Consider the following 20615-nt stretch of genomic DNA (forward strand, 5'->3'; position numbering starts at 1 on the left):
TAACTACATCTTCGCCGGAGCGTGATGCAGCACCCTCCGGCCATGCTATCGAAGCAGGAGAAATGTCATGAGCAAACTGCTGGACCGCTTTCGTTACTTCAAAACAAAAGGCGACAGTTTCGCCGATGGGCACGGGCAGGTGTATCACACCAACCGGGACTGGGAAGACAGCTACCGCCAGCGCTGGCAGTTCGACAAGATTGTGCGCTCTACCCACGGCGTGAACTGTACCGGCTCCTGCAGCTGGAAGATTTATGTCAAAAACGGACTGGTGACCTGGGAGACCCAGCAGACCGATTACCCCCGCACTCGCCCGGACCTGCCTAACCATGAGCCACGCGGTTGCCCACGCGGCGCAAGCTACTCCTGGTACCTCTACAGCGCCAACCGCCTCAAATATCCGCTGGTGCGTCGCAGGCTGATTGAACTCTGGCGCGAGGCGCTGGCGCAGCACAGCGACCCGGTACTCGCCTGGGATGCCATTCAAAACGATCCGCAAAAAGCGCAGAGCTACCGACAGGCACGCGGTAAAGGCGGGTTTATCCGCTCGAACTGGAAAGAGCTGAACCAACTGATTGCCGCCGCCAACGTCTGGACCATCAAAAATTATGGCCCGGACCGCGTGGCCGGTTTCTCGCCTATTCCGGCGATGTCGATGGTCTCTTACGCTGCCGGTACCCGCTATCTCTCTCTGCTCGGCGGTACCTGCCTGAGTTTCTATGACTGGTATTGCGACCTGCCTCCCGCCTCGCCCATGACCTGGGGCGAGCAGACCGACGTGCCGGAGTCCGCCGACTGGTACAACTCCAGCTATATCATCGCCTGGGGCTCTAACGTTCCCCAGACGCGCACCCCCGACGCCCATTTCTTTACCGAGGTTCGTTATAAAGGGACCAAAACCGTTGCCATCACGCCGGACTTCTCAGAAGTTGCCAAACTGAGCGACCAGTGGCTCGCCCCGAAACAGGGGACCGACAGCGCGCTGGCGATGGCCATGGGACATGTGATCCTCAAAGAGTTCCACCTCGATAACCCAAGCGACTACTTCCTCAACTACTGCCGCCGCTACACCGACATGCCGATGCTGGTTCTGCTGGATGAGCAGGCCGATGGTCGTCTGGTGCCGGGACGCATGCTGCGGGCGTCCGACCTTGTTGACGGGCTGGGCGAAGCCAACAACCCGGAGTGGAAAACCGTCGCCTTTGATATTGCCGGTAATCTGGTGGTTCCTAACGGTTCCATTGGCTTCCGCTGGGGCGAAAAAGGCAAATGGAACCTGGAATCGCTGGCTGCGGGTCAGGAAACGGAGTTGACCCTTTCCCTGCTGATCACCCACGACAGCGTGGCGGATGTCGCTTTCCCCTACTTTGGTGGCAATGAGAATCCGCATTTTCGCAGCGTGAAACAGGAGCCAGTGCTGACCCGCCGCGTGCCGAGTAAAACCCTGACGCTTGCCGACGGCAGCCAGAAACATGTGGTCAGCGTGTACGATCTGGTGCTCGCCAACTACGGTCTCGACCGTGGTCTGGAAGACAGTAACGCGGCTGAAAATTATGGTGAGATCAAAGCGTATACACCGGCCTGGGGCGAACAGATCACCGGTGTCCCCGCGTATCTGATTGAAAAAATTGCCCGTGAGTTTGCCGACACGGCGCACAAAACGCATGGACGCTCGATGATCATTCTCGGTGCCGGGGTAAACCACTGGTACCACATGGACATGAACTACCGGGGCATGATCAACATGCTGGTCTTCTGCGGCTGCGTAGGCCAAAGCGGCGGTGGCTGGTCGCACTACGTGGGCCAGGAGAAGCTGCGTCCGCAAACCGGCTGGCTGCCGCTGGCCTTCGCGCTGGACTGGAACCGCCCGCCGCGCCAGATGAACAGCACCTCGTTCTTTTACAACCACGCCAGCCAGTGGCGCTATGAGAAGCTGACGGCGCAGGAGCTGCTTTCTCCGCTGGCGGATGCATCCCGATTCACCGGTCACCTGATCGACTTCAACGTCCGCGCCGAGCGTATGGGCTGGCTGCCGTCGGCGCCGCAGCTCAACCTCAACCCGCTGCACATCAAAGCCCGCGCTGAGGCAGCAGGCCTGTCTCCGCAGGAGTACACCGCACTGGCGTTGAAATCGGGCGATATCCGCTTCGCCTGCGAGCAGCCCGACAGCGGTAAAAACCACCCGCGCAATCTGTTTGTCTGGCGCTCGAACCTGCTTGGCTCCTCCGGCAAAGGCCACGAGTACATGCTCAAGTATTTGCTCGGCACCGAAAGCGGGATACAAGGGGAAGATTTAGGCTCGACCGATGACGTGAAGCCTGAAGAGGTCGACTGGCAGACTAACGCCATTGAGGGCAAACTCGACCTGCTGGTAACGCTCGATTTCCGTATGTCCAGCACCTGCCTGTTCTCTGACATCGTCCTGCCCACCGCCACCTGGTATGAAAAGGACGACATGAACACCTCCGACATGCATCCGTTTATTCATCCGCTGTCTGCCGCCGTCGACCCGGCGTGGGAATCGCGCAGCGACTGGGAGATTTACAAAGGCATCGCCAAAGTTTTCTCTGACGTGTGCGTCGGCCATCTCGGTACGGAAACGGACGTCGTGTTGCAGCCCCTGCAGCACGATTCCCCGGCGGAACTGTCCCAGCCGTTTGATATTCAGGACTGGCGCAAAGGAGAATGCGATTTGATCCCCGGCAAAACCGCGCCGAACATTGCGGTCGTCGAGCGTAACTACCCGGAAACCTGGGAGCGCTTTACCTCCCTCGGCCCCTTGCTGGACAAGCTCGGCAACGGCGGGAAAGGGATCTCGTGGAACACGCAAAACGAGGTCGAGTTCCTCGGCAAGCTGAACTACGTCAAGCTCGACGGTCCGGCGAAAGGCCGTCCGCGTATCGAGACGGCCATTGATGCCGCCGAAGTGATCCTCGCGCTGGCACCGGAAACCAACGGTCAGGTGGCAGTGAAGGCGTGGGAGGCGCTGGGCGAACTGACCGGACGCGACCACACCCACCTGGCGCTGAATAAAGAAGATGAAAAAATCCGCTTCCGCGATATTCAGGCCCAGCCGCGTAAAATCATCTCCAGCCCGACCTGGTCCGGTCTGGAAAGCGAGCATGTCTCCTACAACGCGGGTTACACCAACGTTCACGAGCTGATCCCGTGGCGCACCCTCTCCGGCCGTCAGCAACTGTATCAGGATCACCCGTGGATGCGCGCCTTCGGCGAAAGTCTGGTGGCTTACCGTCCGCCGATTGATACCCGCAGCGTCAGCCATATGCGCGAGATCCCGCCGAACGGCTTCCCGGAAAAAGCGCTCAACTTCCTGACGCCGCACCAGAAATGGGGCATCCACTCTACCTACAGTGAAAACCTGCTGATGCAGACTCTGTCGCGCGGCGGGCCGATTGTCTGGATCAGTGAAACCGACGCGCGTGAGCTGGGCATTGAGGACAACGACTGGATTGAAGCCTTCAACGCCAACGGCGCCCTCACCGCCCGCGCGGTGGTGAGCCAGCGCGTGCCGCCGGGTATGACCATGATGTACCACGCCCAGGAGCGCATTCTTAACATTCCGGGTTCCGAGGTGACCGGAAGGCGCGGCGGTATTCATAACTCGGTGACCCGCGTCTGCCCGAAACCGACGCACATGATAGGCGGTTACGCGCAGCTGGCTTACGGCTTCAACTATTACGGCACCGTTGGCTCCAACCGCGACGAGTTCATCATGATCCGCAAAATGAAAAACATTAACTGGCTGGATGGCGAAGGTCGGGATCAGGTACAGGAGACGAAAAAATGAAAATACGTTCACAGGTTGGCATGGTACTGAATCTCGATAAATGCATTGGCTGCCACACCTGCTCGGTCACCTGTAAAAACGTCTGGACCGGGCGTGAAGGGATGGAGTATGCGTGGTTTAACAACGTCGAGACCAAACCGGGGATCGGCTACCCGAAAAACTGGGAAGACCAGGAAGAGTGGCAAGGCGGCTGGATCCGCGGTATTCACGGTAAGCTGACGCCGCGTCTCGGCGGCAAAATGGGGGTGCTGTCGAAAATATTTTCTAACCCCGTCCTGCCGCAGATTGACGATTATTATGAGCCTTTCACCTTCGATTATCAGGATCTGCACCGCGCGCCGGAGGGGGATCACCTCCCTACCGCTCGCCCGCGCTCGCTGATTGACGGCAAGCGGATGGACAAGATCGTCTGGGGACCCAACTGGGAGGAGCTGCTGGGCGGCGAATTCGAAAAACGCGCCCGCGACCGTAACTTCCAGAAGATCCAGAAAGAGATGTACGGCCAGTTTGAAAACACCTTCATGATGTACCTGCCGCGCCTGTGCGAGCACTGCCTGAACCCAAGCTGCGTCGCCACCTGCCCGAGCGGCGCCATTTACAAGCGCGAAGAGGACGGCATTGTGCTGATTGATCAGGACAAATGCCGCGGCTGGCGTCTGTGCATCAGCGGTTGTCCGTACAAAAAGATCTACTTCAACTGGAAGAGCGGCAAGTCAGAAAAATGCATCTTCTGCTACCCGCGCATTGAATCCGGCCAGCCGACCGTCTGCTCGGAAACCTGCGTCGGGCGCATCCGCTATCTCGGCGTGCTGCTGTATGACGCGGACCGTATTGAGGAGGCCGCCAGCACCGAGCATGAAACCGATCTCTACGAACGCCAGTGCGACGTGTTCCTCAACCCGAACGACCCGGCGGTGATTGAAGAAGCGCTGAAACAGGGTATTCCGCAGAACGTGATTGATGCGGCCCAGCGCTCCCCGGTCTACAAAATGGCGATGGACTGGAAGCTCGCCCTGCCGCTGCACCCCGAGTACCGCACCCTGCCGATGGTCTGGTATGTGCCGCCGCTGTCACCGATCCAGTCCTACGCTGACGCAGGCGGCCTGCCGCAGAGCGACGGCGTCCTGCCTGCGGTGGAAAGCCTGCGCATCCCGGTACAGTACCTGGCGAACATGCTTAGCGCGGGGGATACCGGTCCGGTGCTGCGCGCCCTTAAACGCATGATGGCGATGCGACACTACAAGCGCTCCCAGACGGTAGAAGGCGTCACGGACACCCGTGCGATTGAGGAGGTAGGCCTTACCGTGGAACAGGTTGAAGAGATGTACCGCTATCTGGCCATCGCCAACTATGAGGATCGTTTCGTGATCCCCACCAGCCACCGTGAAATGGCGCGCGATGCCTTCCCGGAACGTAACGGCTGCGGCTTCACTTTTGGCGACGGCTGCCACGGCTCTGACACCAAATTTAACCTCTTCAACAGCAGCCGGATTGATGCCATCAACATCACCGAGGTGCGCGAACATGGGGAGGGAGAGTAATGCAGATCCTCAAAATCATCGCGCTGCTGATTGAGTATCCCGATGAGACTCTGTGGGAAAATCGCGAGGAAGCGCTTTCGCTCATTGAGCAGGACGCCCCCATGCTGCTGTCGTTTGCCCGTCAGCACCTGAGCGCCCCGCTGCTGGATAAACAGGCCGAGTGGTGCGAGGTATTTGAACGTGGCCGCGCGACCTCGCTGCTGCTGTTCGAGCATGTTCACGCTGAATCTCGCGATCGCGGTCAGGCGATGGTTGACCTCATGGGGCAGTATGAGAAAGCCGGGCTACAGCTTGACTGCCGCGAACTGCCGGACTATCTGCCGCTCTATCTGGAGTACCTAAGCATCGTTACGGACGACGAGGCGCGCGAAGGGGTGCAGAACGTCGCGCCTATCCTGGCGCTGATTGGCGGGCGTCTGAAGCAGCGCGGCGTGGCCCATTATCAGCTGTTCGATGCCCTGCTGGTGTTGGCCGGAACGCGGCTTTCCAGCGACAGCGTGGCGAAACAGGTGGCCACGGAGAAACGCGATGATACCCGCCAGGCGCTGGACGCCGTCTGGGAAGAGGAACAGGTCAAGTTTATCGAAGACAACGCCACATCGTGCGACAGCTCGCCGATGCAGCACTATCAACGACGCTTTAGCCAGGACGTCGCGCCGCAGTACGTAGACGTCAGCGCCGGAGGCCCAAAATGACACATTACCTGAACGTCTTTTTCTATGACATTTACCCCTACATCTGCGCCACCGTGTTTTTCCTCGGCAGCTGGTTGCGCTACGACTACGGGCAATACACCTGGCGCGCCTCATCGAGCCAGATGCTCAGCAAACGCGGTATGAACTGGGCCTCTAACCTGTTTCACATTGGGATCCTGGGGATTTTCTTCGGACACCTGTTCGGCATGCTAACTCCGCACTGGATGTATGCCTGGTTTTTACCCGTCGCGGTTAAGCAGCAGTTAGCCATGATTGCTGGGGGGATTTGCGGCGTGCTGACGCTGATTGGCGGGTCCATGCTGCTGATTCGCCGCCTGTTCAACCAGCGGGTGCGCGCCACTTCCACCACGCCGGATATCATCATCATGAGTATCCTGCTGATACAGTGCATTCTGGGGCTGACCACCATCCCCTTCTCCGCACAGTATCCTGACGGAAGCGAGATGATGAAGCTGGTCGGCTGGGCGCAGGGAATTGTGACGTTTAAGGGAGGTTCGTCAGAAATGCTGAGCGGCGTGGCGCCGATCTTCCGCGTTCATCTGGTGCTGGGGATGACGATTTTCCTTATCTTCCCGTTCACCCGCTTGGTGCACGTGTGGAGCGCACCGTTTGAGTACTTTACCCGTCGGTATCAGGTGGTGAGGTCGCGCCGTTGATTTTGTCGGGTGGCGGCTTCGCCTTACCCGACCTACGTTCAAGCACCTGTCGGCCCGGTAAGGCGTAGCCGCCACCGGGCTTTAATGTCAACTTACTGACCCTCCGGTTATCAGAGAGAGAATAAATAACAGCAACAGCACCGCGACGATCAATCCGAATGCAAGTAGCACAGCATGGAACGTTAGCGTTAGCCCTGAGAAAAGAAGTGCCCCGGAGATCCCCCAACGGCTCTCCTTGCACATCCCTCCGATGAACGAAAGCCCCAGAGCCACAACAGCGAGAATAATCCCGGTATTAAGAAGAATGCGGTCGATATCGACCGTTGTTTTTTCTGTTCGGGCAGCAGGACGCTCCCCCTTTAGCCCCGCAATTATCCCTTGTTTTACAGCCGAAACCTTCTCAGCAACCATAACTTCAAGCGCTGGCGGCTTTGACGAAAACGGGCCGAATGAAAACTGGACGATTGAGAGAATGAGTGCAATTCCTCCCAGCAACATACCCAATGAACTGAATTTATTTCGCAGAACGATTTCCATATCAACATGCCTTCGAATGATGCCGCCGCGTGGGCTGTAGGCCCGGTAAGGCGTAGCCGCCACCGGGCGATGAAGGCTGAAGCATGCCGCTTTGCAGAAGAAAATTCCACCACGAAATATCCTCTCATAATGGCCCAAAAGTATCGTTATTGGTCCTCCAGGTGACTCATACTGTGAGCAACTGTGCGGAATAATGGCTCCCGAACACAACACAGAAGGAGTTCGCGTGATGAAACCATTTTTTCGTACAGCATTGCTGATCGGCATGATGAGCACTTTTTCCACTTATGCTAGCGCGCAGGAAACGACCGGCACGAATAGCAAAACCATTCGTGCAATGACAGGCGCAACGGCGACTTCGTCTTTATCCGCCTCACAAACGGCGTTAATCGTGGTGGATATCCAAAACGAATATTACGCAGGTAAAGATTTTCGTGGTCAGATGGTGATCCCTGATGGCGATAAGGTACTGAAGAACAGTCAAAAGCTGGTTAGCTATGCCCATCAAAAGGGGATGCCGGTGTACTTCGTGCGCCATATAGCGCCAAAGGATAGCCCGTTGTTTGCCGAAGGGTCTGTTTATGCCAAGTTCCATCAAGACCTACAGCCTTCTGCACGCGATGCCATTATCACCAAAGCGACCCCGAGCTCTTTTGTTGGCACCGATCTGGATGCGCAATTAAAGAAAAAAGGGATCAAAAAGGTGATAGTCATTGGCCTGATGACGCACATGTGCATTTCCTCTACCGCACGTGACGCTGTTCCGCTGGGCTATAACGTGATTATCCCTGAAGATGCGACAGCAACACGCGATCTGGATGATGGTCAGGGTGGCGTGGTGGACCACAAAGCGCTGCAACGTGCGGCATTAGCCGGTGTTGCCGATGTGTTTGCCGAGATTATGACGACCAAAGACGTTATGGCGCTGCCAGTCACAGAATAAGACCGGACTTGATCCCCGTCGCCAGCCAGGTCTCTATACTGGCTGGCACACGGAGGCTTAATAACACCTCGCCTTCTCGCCATCGGCGCGAGTTTCGCGGCCGATAGCGAGGCGGCTATTTTCCGTGAGTTTCAAAACCAGCCATCACCGCCGTCAGCTCCGCCAGTGAAAAACCGTGCTTCGGATCGTCAACACCCAGCCCGAAGCGCTCCTGCATCAACTGATACAGCGCCGCAACATCGGGAAGATGGATCTGCTCCTCCACATGGCCCTTTTGCCAGTGGGTAAAGTTGAAGTTGGTCAGCGTCAGTTTGCCGCCGTCAGGCAGATGGCGGCACATCAGCAGATGATGGCGGAAATGGGACTGCGGCCAGTGCGCCGACCAGAAATTCCCCATGACGTAATCACTGAAATATTGTGTCGTCAGGTCAAAGTGGTACATCGACTGCCAGTGCTCATGGTGACGGAATTGTAGTACCCAGTCGTTCCCCTCGCTCAGCAGACGATACAGACCGTGCGGCGTCTCCTGCTCTTCGTTGGCAAGCAGACGAATCGGTGCCGTCAGCGTCTGGCCGCCAAACCCAACGTCGGCAATCCAGCGCTCGCCGTTAAGTTCGACGAGCAACAGGCGATGCGTGCGCGGCGGCATTTGCGGTGGATTCGCTAATACCACACGTCCCAGCACGCTGCGCACCGTAAACCCGACTTCGCGCAACACGCGCTCAAACAAGCCATTTTGTTCAAAGCAATACCCCCCGCGACGCGCCTTAACAAGTTTGTCGACAAGGCTTTGATCGTCGAGCTGTATTTCGCGCGGCAGAACGACATCGATATTTTCAAACGGGATCGCACAGTTGTGATGTAAATGCAGCGCGCGCAAGGTGTCGATATCAACAGTAGCCGGTTGTTTCCAGCCGATGCGGGCGAAATAGGCAGTCAGAAATGGGGACATGCATCAGTTTCCTTTAACAGTGATGTTCTGTTTATAAACTAATTTCACGCGTCCACTTTGATTTCCGTGCTTTTTCGCCATACTCATCGTTATTGATGAGGAGACCCTATGAACCACTTTCGCCCTGTTGAATTACGTCATGCCAGCCGTCTTTTAAACCATGGCCCCACCGTGCTTATCACCAGTCGGGATGAAACCCTGGACAGGCGTAACGTTATGGCTGCCGCGTGGTCGATGCCGGTTGAATTTGAACCACCGCGTATCGCCATTGTGGTGGATAAAAGCACCTGGTCGCGTGAACTGATTGAACGCAGCGGGCAATTTGGCATCGTCATTCCCGGCGTGTCCGCCGCCAACTGGACCTACGCGGTCGGTAGCGTTAGCGGGCGCGACGAAGACAAATTCAACTGCTACGGCATCCCGGTGGTGAACGGTCCGGCACTCGGCCTGCCCGTCATTGAAGAGAAATGTCTGGCTTGGATGGAGTGCCGGTTATTACCCGTTACATCCGCGGCAGAAAAGTACGATACGCTGTTCGGGGAAGTGGTTTCAGCCGCCGCCGATGAACGCGCGTTTGTCGCCGGACGCTGGCAGTTTGACGGGGATAAGCTGAATACCCTGCACCATCTGGGAGCCGGGACGTTTGTGACGAGTGGGAAAATGGTGAAGGCGCTGGATTGATATTATTAATTGTATCCCACTGAATTATATAAAACTTCTATGGCATTTTATGTTTACCATAACGATGTAAAACAGAGGATATTTCCGGATTGTTGCATTAGCAATCTCTCATTAAGGAAATATCAATGTCATGGAATAAAGATGGTGCAATCTCGTATGCCAAATCTCATGCCCAACCTCGGAGCACAGGTTATTGCGCTCACTACGTCACAAAAGCAATCAGAGTGGGAGGAAGATTAAAAATCCCCAATACGCGTCTTGCAAAAGATATGGGGCTGACATTAGTCAACGCTGGCTTCCGCCTGGTATATGATCAACCGCATGCAGGTGACGTAGCCGTTATTCAAAATATTGTGGGTCACGATAGTGGCCACGTTTGTATATACGATGGGCAACAGTGGATTAGCGATTTTGTACAACGCACCATGTACCCAGGACAGGCATACCGCAACATACAGCCACATTATGAATTATTCAGGCATAACTAATGAAAAGACGCTTCTTTTTACTTTTCGCCCTGTCACCGTTCGCAGTCGCTGATAGCAGTGATGCACCGGCAGTGGCAGCTCTTACATTTAATCAATGGTATATCGCGCAGTTGAATCAGGACAAACCGCCAGTCCTCAATCCAGACATCATGAATGATTACGTTACCTCTGAGACCGTTGCAGCAATTAAAGCAATGTACTCAGGCGACAGTAACGAAAAAGATATGCCTGATGCGGATATGTTCATCAAATCTCAGGACTGGAATGAGGACTGGGATCAGATAACAGTCTTGCATTCAGATTTTGATGCCGTATGCACAAATGTCTATCTCGCATTTGGTAAAACGCAAGATCATGTTGTCGCAGATTGTCTCGTCCAGGAAAAAGGAAAATGGAAAGTTCGATCGGCTACGCTGATTAAGTAAAACGATGAAAGAAAAGAAGGGCTTTTTGTATAACTCAGTGGCAGGCTCAAAAACACATGGTAGCCCAACGACTACCATGTGTAATTAATTAACTCTTCGCACGCCGGGCAATAATCTCATCCGCCACATTGCGCGGTGCTTCCGCAAAATGGTGGAACTCCATCGTGTAGGTCGCGCGGCCTTGCGACATCGAGCGCAGCGTGGTGGCGTATCCAAACATCTCTGCCAGCGGCACGTCAGCGCGGATAATCTGGCTGCCGTACTGCTCTTCCATGCCCTGCACCATGCCACGACGGGATGAGAGATCGCCCATAATATTACCGGCATACTCTTCCGGCGTTTCCACCTCGACATGCATCACCGGCTCAAGGATCACCGGATCCGCTCTGCGAGCGCCCTCTTTAAACCCGAGGATCGCCGCCATGCGGAACGCCATTTCCGAGGAGTCGACGTCGTGATACGACCCAAAGGTCAGGGTCGCTTTTACATCGACAACCGGATACCCCGCCAGCACGCCGCTGTTCATGGCTTCGCGCAGCCCTTTTTCCACAGAGGGAATATACTCACGCGGCACCACGCCACCCTTCGTGGCATCTTCAAACTTGAAGCCACTGCCAGGCTCTAACGGCTCAAGGCTCAGGACCACATGCCCGTACTGCCCTTTACCACCGGACTGCCGGACAAATTTGCCTTCAATATCTTTCACCGCTTTGCGCAGCGTCTCGCGGTAGGTCACCTGCGGACGGCCGATGTTTGCCTCGACACCAAACTCACGCTTCATGCGATCGACGATAATCTCAAGATGTAACTCACCCATACCGGAAATAATCGTCTGGCCGGACTCTTCATCGGTATGCAGACGGAAAGACGGATCTTCCGCCGCCAGGCGTTGCAGGGCAATGCCCATTTTCTCCTGATCGCCCTTGGTTTTTGGCTCGATGGCAAGGGAGATCACCGGGTCCGGGAACTCCATTCGCTCAAGCGTGATAACCGCATTCGGATCGGTGAGCGTGTCCCCGGTGGTCACATCCTTCAGACCCACACAGGCCGCAATATCACCGGCGCGCAGCTCGTCCACTTCGTGACGATCGTTGGCATGCATCAGCACGATGCGTCCGATACGCTCTTTCTTGCCCTTCACCGGGTTATACACCGCGTCGCCTTTTCTCAACACGCCTGAATAAACTCGGATAAAGGTCAACTGCCCGACGTACGGATCGCTCATCAGTTTGAACGCCAGCGCAGAAAACGGCTCTTCATCACTTGGATGACGCTCCGCATGCTGCCCTTTTTCGTCCACACCGTCGATGGCCGGTACATCCAGCGGCGATGGCATCAGCTCAATCACCGCATCGAGCATGCGCTGTACCCCTTTGTTTTTAAAGGCGCTGCCGCACAGCATCGGCTGGATTTCACCGGAGATGGTCCGAATACGCAGCCCTTTGATGATCTCAGCCTCATCAAGGTCGCCCGTCTCCAGGTATTTATCCATCAGCGCGTCGCTGGCTTCTGCTGCCGCAGAGACCATTTTTTCCCGCCACTCCTGCGCGGTGCTCAGCAATTCGTCCGGTACCGGCGCATAGTTAAACACCATGCCTTGTGTGGCATCATCCCACACAATGGTACGCATCTTGATGAGATCCACCACGCCGGTGAAATGCTCTTCCGCGCCCACAGGGATCACAATAGGCACCGGATTCGCCTTCAGGCGTTCCTGCATCATCCGTACGACGCGGAAGAAATCGGCACCCGGACGGTCCATTTTGTTGACGAACGCCAGGCGCGGCACATGATACTTATTCGCCTGACGCCAGACGGTCTCTGACTGTGGCTGCACGCCGCCCACGGAGTCGTACACCATGACGGCACCGTCCAGCACGCGCATGGAACGTTCCACCTCAATGGTGAAATCCACGTGCCCCGGGGTGTCGATGATATTGATCCGGTGCGGTTCAAACCCTCTGTCCATACCCGGCCAGAAGCAGCTGACGGCCGCGGAGGTAATGGTGATCCCGCGCTCTTGCTCCTGCGCCATCCAGTCGGTTGTTGCCGCGCCATCGTGTACTTCACCCAGCTTGTGGCTCATCCCGGTGTAAAACAGGATGCGTTCGGTGGTTGTCGTTTTACCGGCATCGATATGCGCGGAAATACCGATGTTGCGATAACGTTCGAGAGGGATGGGTCGGGGCATAATATTTCCTTAAGTCTGTAAGACTGAGTTGTGACGACCGGGATGGTCGCCTGTGTGTTCGTTTGCTATAATAGTCCTATTGTACGAGTATTATCGAACTATTTTTTCACGGTTGACCTATTGTTGATATAGCTCAATCTGAACGTTGACGCAGGAAAACGATGATCCCAAACCACCCCGAACCTGAACAAATACTGCTGGAAAATGTGCTGTTTGCTCTCGGCAACCCGCTCCGGCTATCGATTATCCGCAGGCTGGCCGATGGCAGTGAACTGAGCTGCAACGCGCTGCGCCCGGACGATGTGGTGAAATCCACCATGACCCACCACTGGCGCGTGCTACGCGACAGCGGCGTTATCTGGCAGCGCCCGCAGGGGCGAGAGAATATGATTTCACTGCGAAGAGACGATCTGGATGCCCGTTTTCCTGGGTTGATGGCGATATTGCTGCGGGCTGTATAGCCCTGCGGTTACGTTAATATCCGTGGCAACGCTACGCTTTTTCCTGACGATAGACCGGGATCTGCCGTCGGGTGCTGGTCAGCGTATCAAAGACCTCGGTCCCGGAGGTGGTTATTCTCATCCCCGTTTTGCGCAACCGTTGCACATCGGCCGCGATGCGCTGAATGCCGAACCAGAAAAGCCCGTCGAGTGCGGTTACCGCGAGCCCGTTTTCCAGCGCTAACTTTAATCGCTCACGGGGCGCTTTCACCTGCTGGGCGATTTGCCGGTACGGCACTTCGCTCCCCCCTTCGCTATCACTGCGCTGGATACGCGTTTTCAGGTGGTAGTTAAATTCATCGGGGATCCCGTCCAGATTCATTTTCAGGCTATAAACACAGCCGAAGCGCTTGCCGTTAAAAAGCACATTTTTTTGGCTGAGTTGAAGCTCTTTTCTGAGGCCGTCAATTAACTGCGGGGCGCGGGTGAGGAGTAACCGGAAAGGAAGCTCAAAGCTGGTGACGTAATCCACATTCAGCAGCGCCAGACGCAGGCGTTCTTCTGCACCGGCCTGTTGCTCCCGACACTCTTCCAGTACCTCCGCCCACTGACGCGTCAGACGCTCCGGTTCGGCGGCTTCGGTAAAGAGAAATTTTTCAATCTGGTAATCAACTCTTCCGGTCATCGTGCGGTTTCCCGTCGCTGTGAATGCGGTAATTCTATCCAGCGCAGTGATATTTATAAAGAACTGAACCGCAACGGCGTGCTGAAAATGTCGTTGCGATTCAGTCTTCTGACATCCGGGATCAGTGCGCCATTAACCAGCCCATCAGAAGCGTGGCGAAAATCACCGTCGACGCACCGCCAATGCGGGTCGCAATCTGGGCAAACGGCATCAGCGACATGCGGTTAGACGCGGAAAGAATTGCCACATCTCCTGTCCCGCCCAGCCCGCTATGACAGCAGGTGACAATCGCCGCTTCCACCGGGTACATATTCAGGCGCGACGCAATAAAATAGCCGCTCAGCGCCATTGCGATGACGATCGAACCGCACACCACCACGTATCCCACCGAAAAGACCGACACCACGCTCTCGAGCGGCACGTACAGCATGCCGAGACCAATCATCAACGGCCAGACCAGCGCAGCGGAGACAAATTTATAGCAACTGTGCGCCCCCTGCTCCATGGAGGCCGGGATCACCTTGAAGTATTTGCACAGCACGGCGATGAGGATCATCAATACCGGGCCGGGAATATGCACCAGCTTCTCAAACAGTCCGCCAACGATAAAAAACGCACACACCATCAGCAGCCCGCCCCCCATCAGATGGAAATCCGTCTGCTGTACGCTCTGCGCGCTGGCAAACAGGCTTGTGTCATCTTTGCTGCGGGTTAACATGCCATTGCCTGAAAGCGAGGGACGTTTTGCCCCGAGGCGCGCCAGCGTACCCGCACAAATAATGGCAAAAATATTCCCCACTACGGCGGCGGGTGCCAGTTGCGCCACATACACGTCAGGTGTCTGACCCAGTATCGCCGAATAGGCCAGCGACAACGGTAAAATCCCCTCGCCAATCCCTCCGCCGATAATCGGTACGATGATGAAGAAGAAGGTGTGATACGGCGTATAGCCAAACAGCGAACCAACGAGTAAGCCGGTCAGCACGGCCATCAGGGTACCCACCACCAGTGGAACGAACATGCGGATCATCCCCTGGATCAACAGCACGCGGTTCATCCCCAAAATACTCCCCACCACCAGACAGGCGATGACGAAATAGAGCAAATTGGCCTCTTTCATCAACAGGTGAACCGTATCCAGGGTGTGTTTCTCGAATACGCCAAAATAGACCAGCACCGAGGGCAGCATCAGGCACAATATTGCCGGGCCACCAATATCTTTCAGCAGCGGGATTTGTCGGCCAATTTTGGCAAAGGCGAAACCGAGCGTCATGATCACCGCGAGTCCACCGATCATGTTTTTCGGCAGCAGCCCCGCCCACGCGGAGGTGGCCACAATGGCCGCGATCCCGACAAACAGCATCAACGGGACCGCGCCAACTTCAGCATTGCTCAACCCAAAAGCAAAACGTGAAGCGACTGGAGACGTGGTTACAGAATTATCTTTCATATAATCACCGGATTAGTAGGTTCGGATATCAATAAACAGGAATAAATCGTAATTGGCCTGTACTTAATAAAGCTTTAATATTTAATCGTATTCAAATTGCCATTTATAAAAATGGTTCATCGAGAAATTAGCATGGCGATTTCGCCGGAAATGTGAACAGCACGAGAATTTGTTTTTAAATAACTTAATTCATCTTTTCGTAACTAAAGTTTTTAATCGCCGCGTCGGTGTTTTGAAATTAATTAAACCAGAAAGACTGTGACCGTTATCACTACGCCTATGATCCTTAACCGCTAGATTAGCGCGAAACCAAAGACATAAATAAACCTGCGCCTACAACTGAACCTTATCCGATTATTGAAATTCAGGAGTCATTCATGTCTCGCAAAGAAGTACTGTATACCCCTTATAGCGGCGCCGTATTACTGGAAAACCCGTTATTAAATAAAGGGCTCGCATTTATTAAAGAAGAACGTGATAACTTTAATCTGCACGGTTTGTTGCCACACAACGTTGAAACCATCGAGGAACAAACCGAACGCGCCTGGGTACAATTCTGTCATTTTAAAAGCGATATTTCCCGCCACGTTTATCTGCGTAATATCCAGGATACGAATGAGACGCTGTTTTACAACCTGCTGCGTTCGCACCTGAAAGAGACGTTACCCATTATCTATACCCCCACGGTAGGAGAAGCGTGCGAACACTTCTCGACTATTTATCGCCGCGCGCGTGGGCTGTTTATTTCCTGGCCCAATCGTCACCGTATTGATGAAATGCTGCAAAGCTTCTCACGCAATGATATTCGCGTCATCGTCGTGACCGACGGAGAGCGTATTCTGGGGCTGGGCGATCAGGGAATTGGTGGGATGGGAATACCCATTGGAAAACTCTCGTTATATACCGCCTGCGGCGGGATCCACCCGGCGTCTACCCTGCCGATTATGCTCGATGTCGGTACCAATAATCAGCAGCATCTGGACGATCCCATGTATATGGGCTGGCGTCACCCACGTATCAGCGACGATCAGTACGCCGAGTTTATGGACATGTTTATCAGTACCGTGAAGCAGCGCTGGCCCAATGTATTGCTGCAGTTTGAGGATTTCGCGCAGAAAAACGCCACCAGACTGCTGCAGCGCTACCGCGACCAGCTGTGCTGTTTCAACGACGATATCCAGGGTACCGCCGCCGTGACCGCGGGCACGCTGATTGCTGCCGCCCATGCTGCCGGGACCCGTGTTCGCGATCAGCGCGTGGTCTTCCTGGGGAGCGGATCCGCCGGTTGCGGCATCGCCGAAAAAATCGTGGCGCTAATGATGGATGACGGGCTAACCGAAGCCGAAGCCCGCAGTCGGGTCTTTATGGTCGATCGCTTTGGCCTGCTGACTGACGATATGACCAACCTCCTCGACTTCCAGAAAAACCTGCTCACGGCGCGCGAGGCGATCCGCGACTGGCAGGTTGAGTCGAACAATATTTCGCTGCTGGACGTGGTTAAAAACGCGCATCCGACGGTAATGATTGGGGTCTCAGGCCAGCCGGGCCTCTTCAGCGAAGAGATTGTGAAAGAGATGCATCGCCACTGCCCGCGTCCGGTGATTATGCCGCTTTCTAACCCCACATCCCGCGCGGAGGCGCAACCGCAGGACCTCATTGCCTGGACACAGGGCGCCGCGCTCGTCGCCACCGGCAGCCCGTTTGCGCCGGTGTTCTGGCAGGGCGAGCAGTACGATATTGCCCAGTGTAATAACGCCTATGTATTCCCCGGGCTGGGGCTGGGTATTCTGGCCTGCCATGCACGCCGGGTCACCGAGGAGATGCTGATGGCGGCAAGCCGCAGCCTGGCCGCGCAGTCGCCGCTGGTGACAACCGAAAAAGGCGGGTTATTGCCGCCGGTGGATCATATAGAAACGGTGTCACGCCATATCGCGTTTGCCGTCGCCCGAGCGGCCATTGAGCAAGGTGTTGCGCCAGCCATGGAGGATGAGATGTTGCTGGCGCGGATTGAAGAGACCTGGTGGCAAGCAGATTATGCCCCGTACCGCAGGGCTGCGCTGTAGCCGTCGGCCTGCCCTCACGTTACGGTGAGGGCATACTTTAGTGCTGAATGCCTGACTGTTCAGGCATGTCGCCTGTAGATACAGTTCTGTTGGAAGTGACCACGCTTTTTTTGCGCGCATATCTGTCCGGCTGGCCTTCAGGACGGGTTTTGAAGCGTCGGTGCAACCACATATATTGCTCCGGCGCCATCAGCACCGCGCGCTCAATCGCCCTGTTCATTTGCGTGGCTACCGACGCTTTATCACCGCCCTGCAGCGTTTCGCCGATATCTTCAAGAATAATCAGTTCGTAACCGCTGCCGTCTGCCTTTCTGCGTGGAACGAACGGGATCACCGCCGGTCTGGCACTCTTCACCAGCATATAACTTCCGGCAGTTGTCGCGGCATCAGGAACTGCAAAGAACGGTACAAAGACGCTGTTGGTTTTACCGTAGTCATGATCCGGGGCATACCAGAGAATGTCATTCTGCTTCAGGGCGCGGATCATGCCCTTCAGGTCGTAGCGATCCAGCATGGTTTTATTTGAGCGCAGACGGCCGCGCGTCTGCAGCCAGTCCAGCAGCGCATTATTGTTAGGGCGATAAACACCGACACCCGGGTTGAGCATGCCAAAGATCCTCGCCCCCAGTTCAAGCGTGAGAAAATGCATACCGATGAGCACCACGCCATTTCCGCGCGCCCGGGCCTCTTCCATATGTTCATATCCGCTGACGCTGAAACATTTACGCACCCGCCAGTCAGGCCAGAACCAGGCGATCCCGGTTTCGATGACGCCCATGCCAACCGATTCAAAATTACGCTGCAGTAGCTTTTCGCGCTCATCCTTCTTCATGTCGGGAAAACAGAGCTCAAGGTTGCGGCGAGCGATGTCCACACGACGGGGAAGCAAACGCATGGCCAGACGACCAAGCCCGTGTCCGATTCTTAATAAAAGGGAATACGGGAGCTGCACAATGCACCAGAGCGCTGCAATGCCTGTCCAGCTGAGCCAGTAACGAGGATGAAAAAAGGCGAGTGAGAACTGAGGTAATTTTGTCATGAGAAAATTATCCTGTACTGAATTTAACGCAACTGCTGTGCTTACCAGATGATTTCGTGAAAGTTTTAGAGAGGGAAAGTGTAACGGAAACGCCACAGGATCGTATTATCGATTTTTGCGAAATGTCGCGAGAAACTTAAATGCCGGGTCAACGAGGCCGCTGCCCGGCAAATAAAATTACATCGAATAGCCGGGCTTTTTAATCAACGAATCCAGCTTCGGGCCAATTTCGCTGTCCCAGACCTGCGCTTTCCAGTCTTCAGGATTAACCTGGTTTAACGCCACCGACACTGAACTGTCTTTACTGTTGAAATGACGAATTATCACCTCGGCAATATCAGCCGCCAGCGCGTTTTTTTGTTCGTCGTTTAAATCCCGGGGAAAACATTTGATATCTACATGTGGCATATGCAGGCTTCCTGTTATGAATCAGGTTTACACGTTATCAGATAATGCCGTTTGCCTTTAACACCTTGTGCAGTTCAGGAAGCTGACACACGGCGTCTGCAATGGCCGTTATCTTTGGCGTATTCTCGGCAAACCACGCATGCCGTGGCCCCCAGGTACGTGCGACCGCAATATAGACGTCGAGTAGCGTAAGCTGTTCACCCAGCGCAAACGGGGCCGCTTTGAGCTGGCTATCGAACCACAAATAGAGGGATTTGCGGTATTCGATACAATTTTTCTTCAGTTGTTCCGGTGCGTCAGGCACCCAGCGTTCGGGATAATCGGCATAGGTAAAGGTCGTATAGACGTTCGCGACAAACCAGATAAGCAAGCGTTGAAATTGCTGACGTTCTGCCTGTCCGACGGGCGGCGCCAGATCGGGACACCTGTCGAGCACCATCAGGGCGATGGCGGCTGTTTCGGTCATGATCGCGCCATTTTCCAGCGCCAGCGTCGGCACCTGACACAATGGATTGAGCCTTTGCAGCAATTCGCGCTGCGGACCGGGCGCATCAAACCCGTCCACATTAATAAACTCGTAAGGGATGTCTGCCAGAGTCAGCATCACTTCGCTGATTGCCGAGCCCCAGCCGGGTGCACCATAAAGTTTGATCATGTTGCCCTCTCAGGAGTGAAAATCCTAAGTGTAGAGCACAATTAATACGTGATCCCAGGCGGGTTAACCTCCGAGTGTGTCACCGCTTCGCCCTGCTCTCCCCAGCGCGCCAGCACCTTCTGATACTCCCCGCGCGTGATCGCGCCGTCCAGCGCGGCCTGCAGGGCGTAGACCAGTTGATTGCCTTTTTTGGTGGTCGTGGCGACATACGCTTTTTTCGGGCCCAGCCCGACAACGCGCGTTTTACCGGTCAGCGCGGCTTTATACGCCGCGACCGACTGTGGTCCAAAGAACACATCCGCCCGCCCGGACTGAATATAAAGATTGCCCGAGGCATCATCCGTCAGGTACACCGGCAGCGCGGGCTCACGCCCGGCCTTTTTATTCTCCTCGTTCCAGCCTAACAGGATGCGCTCCTGATTGGTGCCGGATCCGACAATAACCTTTCTACCCGCAAGATCTTCAGGACCGTTAATCGACCGCACCGGACTGGTGGATTTCACCGTAAACGCCAGCGAATCGACGCGATAGGTCGCAAAATCAAACTTCTCTTTGCGCTGTTCGGTCACCGCAATGTTCACCAGCGCCACGTCATAGCGCCCGGAAGTGATCCCCAGCGGCCAGTCTTCCCAGGCGGTGGGAACGAGCTTCAGTTTTAGCCCCAGGCTGCCTGCCAGCAGCCGGGCGATATCCGGATCGCTGCCGATTCGCGTACGGTTGTCGCTGGCAAGCAGGGCCAGCGGCGGTGAGTTAAGCGCAGAAATGGCCACCGTGAGCGTTCCCGGCTCGACAAATTTGTAATGAGCGGGGATCTTCGCCACCGCCTGCTGATCCACCGTCACCGGCAGCGGCTGCTCGTTGGCTTTTAAATCAATACTGGCATGGCTGGCGGCGGTAAAGGCCAGCCCTGCCAGAAGTCCATATTTCATGGGTACTC

The 20615-nt window shown here is 55.4% G+C and carries 19 protein-coding genes; 10 read left to right on the top strand and 9 right to left on the bottom strand.

Features of this window, described 5'->3' with window-relative positions; genetic code table 11:
• The first annotated feature begins 67 nt into the window (after window positions 1-67).
• The 4 genes from AK59_RS0117070 to narI are packed head-to-tail and all read left to right on the top strand — an operon-like array spanning window position 68 to window position 6721.
• On the top strand, window positions 68-3808 hold the full coding sequence (locus tag AK59_RS0117070) for a nitrate reductase subunit alpha (protein WP_029883342.1): 3741 nt from the start codon (window positions 68-70) through the stop codon (window positions 3806-3808).
• Window positions 3805-5349 (top strand): nitrate reductase subunit beta, encoded by a 1545-nt coding sequence (narH, locus tag AK59_RS0117075; RefSeq protein ID WP_029883343.1) that lies wholly within the window; start codon window positions 3805-3807, stop codon window positions 5347-5349. The genes AK59_RS0117070 and narH overlap by 4 nt, the downstream gene beginning before the upstream one ends.
• The gene (gene narW, locus AK59_RS0117080) at window positions 5349-6044 is read left to right on the top strand and encodes a nitrate reductase molybdenum cofactor assembly chaperone (protein ID WP_029883344.1); all 696 of its coding nucleotides are present in this window, start codon (window positions 5349-5351) and stop codon (window positions 6042-6044) included. Before narH ends, narW begins: the two co-directional genes overlap by 1 nt.
• On the top strand, window positions 6041-6721 hold the full coding sequence (gene narI / locus AK59_RS0117085) for a respiratory nitrate reductase subunit gamma (RefSeq protein WP_013096512.1): 681 nt from the start codon (window positions 6041-6043) through the stop codon (window positions 6719-6721). Before narW ends, narI begins: the two co-directional genes overlap by 4 nt.
• 87 nt (window positions 6722-6808) lie before the next feature.
• Here narI and AK59_RS0117090 read toward each other — a convergent pair whose 3' ends face one another.
• Window positions 6809-7258, bottom strand: coding sequence for a hypothetical protein (locus tag AK59_RS0117090; protein ID WP_029883345.1), 450 nt, complete (start codon window positions 7256-7258; stop codon window positions 6809-6811).
• Window positions 7259-7487: 229 nt separating this feature from the next.
• On the opposite strand from AK59_RS0117090, the gene AK59_RS0117095 reads away from it, so the two are divergent.
• Complete coding sequence (locus AK59_RS0117095; RefSeq protein WP_029883346.1) at window positions 7488-8201, top strand: isochorismatase family protein; 714 nt, start codon at window positions 7488-7490, stop codon at window positions 8199-8201.
• Between the two features lie 115 nt (window positions 8202-8316).
• On the opposite strand, the gene nhoA is transcribed toward AK59_RS0117095, so the two are convergent.
• Complete coding sequence (gene nhoA / locus AK59_RS0117100; protein ID WP_029883347.1) at window positions 8317-9153, bottom strand: N-hydroxyarylamine O-acetyltransferase; 837 nt, start codon at window positions 9151-9153, stop codon at window positions 8317-8319.
• A gap of 108 nt (window positions 9154-9261) precedes the next feature.
• On the opposite strand from nhoA, the gene AK59_RS0117105 reads away from it, so the two are divergent.
• The 3 genes from AK59_RS0117105 to AK59_RS0117115 all read left to right on the top strand — a co-directional run bounded on the left by AK59_RS0117105 (window position 9262) and on the right by AK59_RS0117115 (window position 10747).
• Window positions 9262-9834: a flavin reductase family protein gene (locus AK59_RS0117105; RefSeq protein ID WP_029883348.1), complete on the top strand. Its 573-nt coding sequence runs from the start codon at window positions 9262-9264 to the stop codon at window positions 9832-9834.
• Window positions 9835-9959: 125 nt separating this feature from the next.
• Window positions 9960-10322, top strand: coding sequence for a hypothetical protein (locus AK59_RS0117110; protein WP_029883349.1), 363 nt, complete (start codon window positions 9960-9962; stop codon window positions 10320-10322).
• Window positions 10322-10747, top strand: a complete 426-nt coding sequence (locus tag AK59_RS0117115; RefSeq protein ID WP_029883350.1) for a DUF3828 domain-containing protein — start codon at window positions 10322-10324, stop codon at window positions 10745-10747. The genes AK59_RS0117110 and AK59_RS0117115 overlap by 1 nt, the downstream gene beginning before the upstream one ends.
• Window positions 10748-10835: 88 nt before the next feature.
• On the opposite strand, the gene fusA is transcribed toward AK59_RS0117115, so the two are convergent.
• Window positions 10836-12938, bottom strand: coding sequence for an elongation factor G (gene fusA, locus AK59_RS0117120; RefSeq protein WP_029883351.1), 2103 nt, complete (start codon window positions 12936-12938; stop codon window positions 10836-10838).
• A gap of 161 nt (window positions 12939-13099) precedes the next feature.
• On the opposite strand from fusA, the gene AK59_RS0117125 reads away from it, so the two are divergent.
• Window positions 13100-13399: an ArsR/SmtB family transcription factor gene (locus AK59_RS0117125; RefSeq protein WP_029883352.1), complete on the top strand. Its 300-nt coding sequence runs from the start codon at window positions 13100-13102 to the stop codon at window positions 13397-13399.
• A 31-nt stretch (window positions 13400-13430) separates the two neighbouring features.
• Here the strand turns inward: AK59_RS0117125 and AK59_RS0117130 are convergent, their stop codons facing one another.
• Together AK59_RS0117130 and AK59_RS0117135 are read right to left on the bottom strand one after the other, a co-directional pair.
• Window positions 13431-14063, bottom strand: coding sequence for a DNA-binding protein (locus tag AK59_RS0117130; RefSeq protein ID WP_029883353.1), 633 nt, complete (start codon window positions 14061-14063; stop codon window positions 13431-13433).
• Between the two features lie 121 nt (window positions 14064-14184).
• Entirely contained in the window at window positions 14185-15513 is a 1329-nt protein-coding gene (locus tag AK59_RS0117135) for a 2-hydroxycarboxylate transporter family protein (RefSeq protein WP_029883354.1), read from the bottom strand.
• Between the two features lie 377 nt (window positions 15514-15890).
• Between AK59_RS0117135 and AK59_RS0117140 the strand changes: the two genes are divergently transcribed.
• Entirely contained in the window at window positions 15891-17576 is a 1686-nt protein-coding gene (locus tag AK59_RS0117140) for an NAD-dependent malic enzyme (protein WP_029883355.1), read from the top strand.
• A gap of 37 nt (window positions 17577-17613) precedes the next feature.
• Here AK59_RS0117140 and AK59_RS0117145 read toward each other — a convergent pair whose 3' ends face one another.
• From AK59_RS0117145 to AK59_RS0117160, 4 genes are all read right to left on the bottom strand, one after another.
• The gene (locus AK59_RS0117145) at window positions 17614-18615 is read right to left on the bottom strand and encodes a Kdo(2)-lipid IV(A) acyltransferase (protein WP_029883356.1); all 1002 of its coding nucleotides are present in this window, start codon (window positions 18613-18615) and stop codon (window positions 17614-17616) included.
• 177 nt (window positions 18616-18792) lie between these two features.
• On the bottom strand, window positions 18793-19023 hold the full coding sequence (gene pptA, locus AK59_RS0117150) for a tautomerase PptA (protein WP_013096502.1): 231 nt from the start codon (window positions 19021-19023) through the stop codon (window positions 18793-18795).
• A 37-nt stretch (window positions 19024-19060) separates the two neighbouring features.
• Complete coding sequence (locus tag AK59_RS0117155) at window positions 19061-19678, bottom strand: glutathione S-transferase family protein (protein ID WP_029883357.1); 618 nt, start codon at window positions 19676-19678, stop codon at window positions 19061-19063.
• 41 nt (window positions 19679-19719) lie between these two features.
• Window positions 19720-20607: an ABC transporter substrate-binding protein gene (locus tag AK59_RS0117160; RefSeq protein WP_029883358.1), complete on the bottom strand. Its 888-nt coding sequence runs from the start codon at window positions 20605-20607 to the stop codon at window positions 19720-19722.
• Between the last annotated feature and the right edge of the window lie 8 nt (window positions 20608-20615).

It is taken from the genome of Enterobacter sp. T1-1, from assembly GCF_000710795.1.
Taxonomy (GTDB): Bacteria; Pseudomonadota; Gammaproteobacteria; order Enterobacterales; family Enterobacteriaceae; genus Enterobacter; species Enterobacter cloacae.

What these genes read in the sequence shown, in the direction of transcription:
- AK59_RS0117070 (WP_029883342.1), top strand. Translation starts at nt 68, where the DNA reads ATGAGCAAACTGCTGGACCGCTTTCGTTACTTCAAAACAAAAGGCGAC.
- narH (WP_029883343.1), top strand. Translation starts at nt 3,805, where the DNA reads ATGAAAATACGTTCACAGGTTGGCATGGTACTGAATCTCGATAAATGC.
- narW (WP_029883344.1), top strand. Translation starts at nt 5,349, where the DNA reads ATGCAGATCCTCAAAATCATCGCGCTGCTGATTGAGTATCCCGATGAG.
- narI (WP_013096512.1), top strand. Translation starts at nt 6,041, where the DNA reads ATGACACATTACCTGAACGTCTTTTTCTATGACATTTACCCCTACATC.
- AK59_RS0117090 (WP_029883345.1), bottom strand. Translation starts at nt 7,258, where the DNA reads ATGGAAATCGTTCTGCGAAATAAATTCAGTTCATTGGGTATGTTGCTG.
- AK59_RS0117095 (WP_029883346.1), top strand. Translation starts at nt 7,488, where the DNA reads ATGAAACCATTTTTTCGTACAGCATTGCTGATCGGCATGATGAGCACT.
- nhoA (WP_029883347.1), bottom strand. Translation starts at nt 9,153, where the DNA reads ATGTCCCCATTTCTGACTGCCTATTTCGCCCGCATCGGCTGGAAACAA.
- AK59_RS0117105 (WP_029883348.1), top strand. Translation starts at nt 9,262, where the DNA reads ATGAACCACTTTCGCCCTGTTGAATTACGTCATGCCAGCCGTCTTTTA.
- AK59_RS0117110 (WP_029883349.1), top strand. Translation starts at nt 9,960, where the DNA reads ATGTCATGGAATAAAGATGGTGCAATCTCGTATGCCAAATCTCATGCC.
- AK59_RS0117115 (WP_029883350.1), top strand. Translation starts at nt 10,322, where the DNA reads ATGAAAAGACGCTTCTTTTTACTTTTCGCCCTGTCACCGTTCGCAGTC.
- fusA (WP_029883351.1), bottom strand. Translation starts at nt 12,938, where the DNA reads ATGCCCCGACCCATCCCTCTCGAACGTTATCGCAACATCGGTATTTCC.
- AK59_RS0117125 (WP_029883352.1), top strand. Translation starts at nt 13,100, where the DNA reads ATGATCCCAAACCACCCCGAACCTGAACAAATACTGCTGGAAAATGTG.
- AK59_RS0117130 (WP_029883353.1), bottom strand. Translation starts at nt 14,063, where the DNA reads ATGACCGGAAGAGTTGATTACCAGATTGAAAAATTTCTCTTTACCGAA.
- AK59_RS0117135 (WP_029883354.1), bottom strand. Translation starts at nt 15,513, where the DNA reads ATGAAAGATAATTCTGTAACCACGTCTCCAGTCGCTTCACGTTTTGCT.
- AK59_RS0117140 (WP_029883355.1), top strand. Translation starts at nt 15,891, where the DNA reads ATGTCTCGCAAAGAAGTACTGTATACCCCTTATAGCGGCGCCGTATTA.
- AK59_RS0117145 (WP_029883356.1), bottom strand. Translation starts at nt 18,615, where the DNA reads ATGACAAAATTACCTCAGTTCTCACTCGCCTTTTTTCATCCTCGTTAC.
- pptA (WP_013096502.1), bottom strand. Translation starts at nt 19,023, where the DNA reads ATGCCACATGTAGATATCAAATGTTTTCCCCGGGATTTAAACGACGAA.
- AK59_RS0117155 (WP_029883357.1), bottom strand. Translation starts at nt 19,678, where the DNA reads ATGATCAAACTTTATGGTGCACCCGGCTGGGGCTCGGCAATCAGCGAA.
- AK59_RS0117160 (WP_029883358.1), bottom strand. Translation starts at nt 20,607, where the DNA reads ATGAAATATGGACTTCTGGCAGGGCTGGCCTTTACCGCCGCCAGCCAT.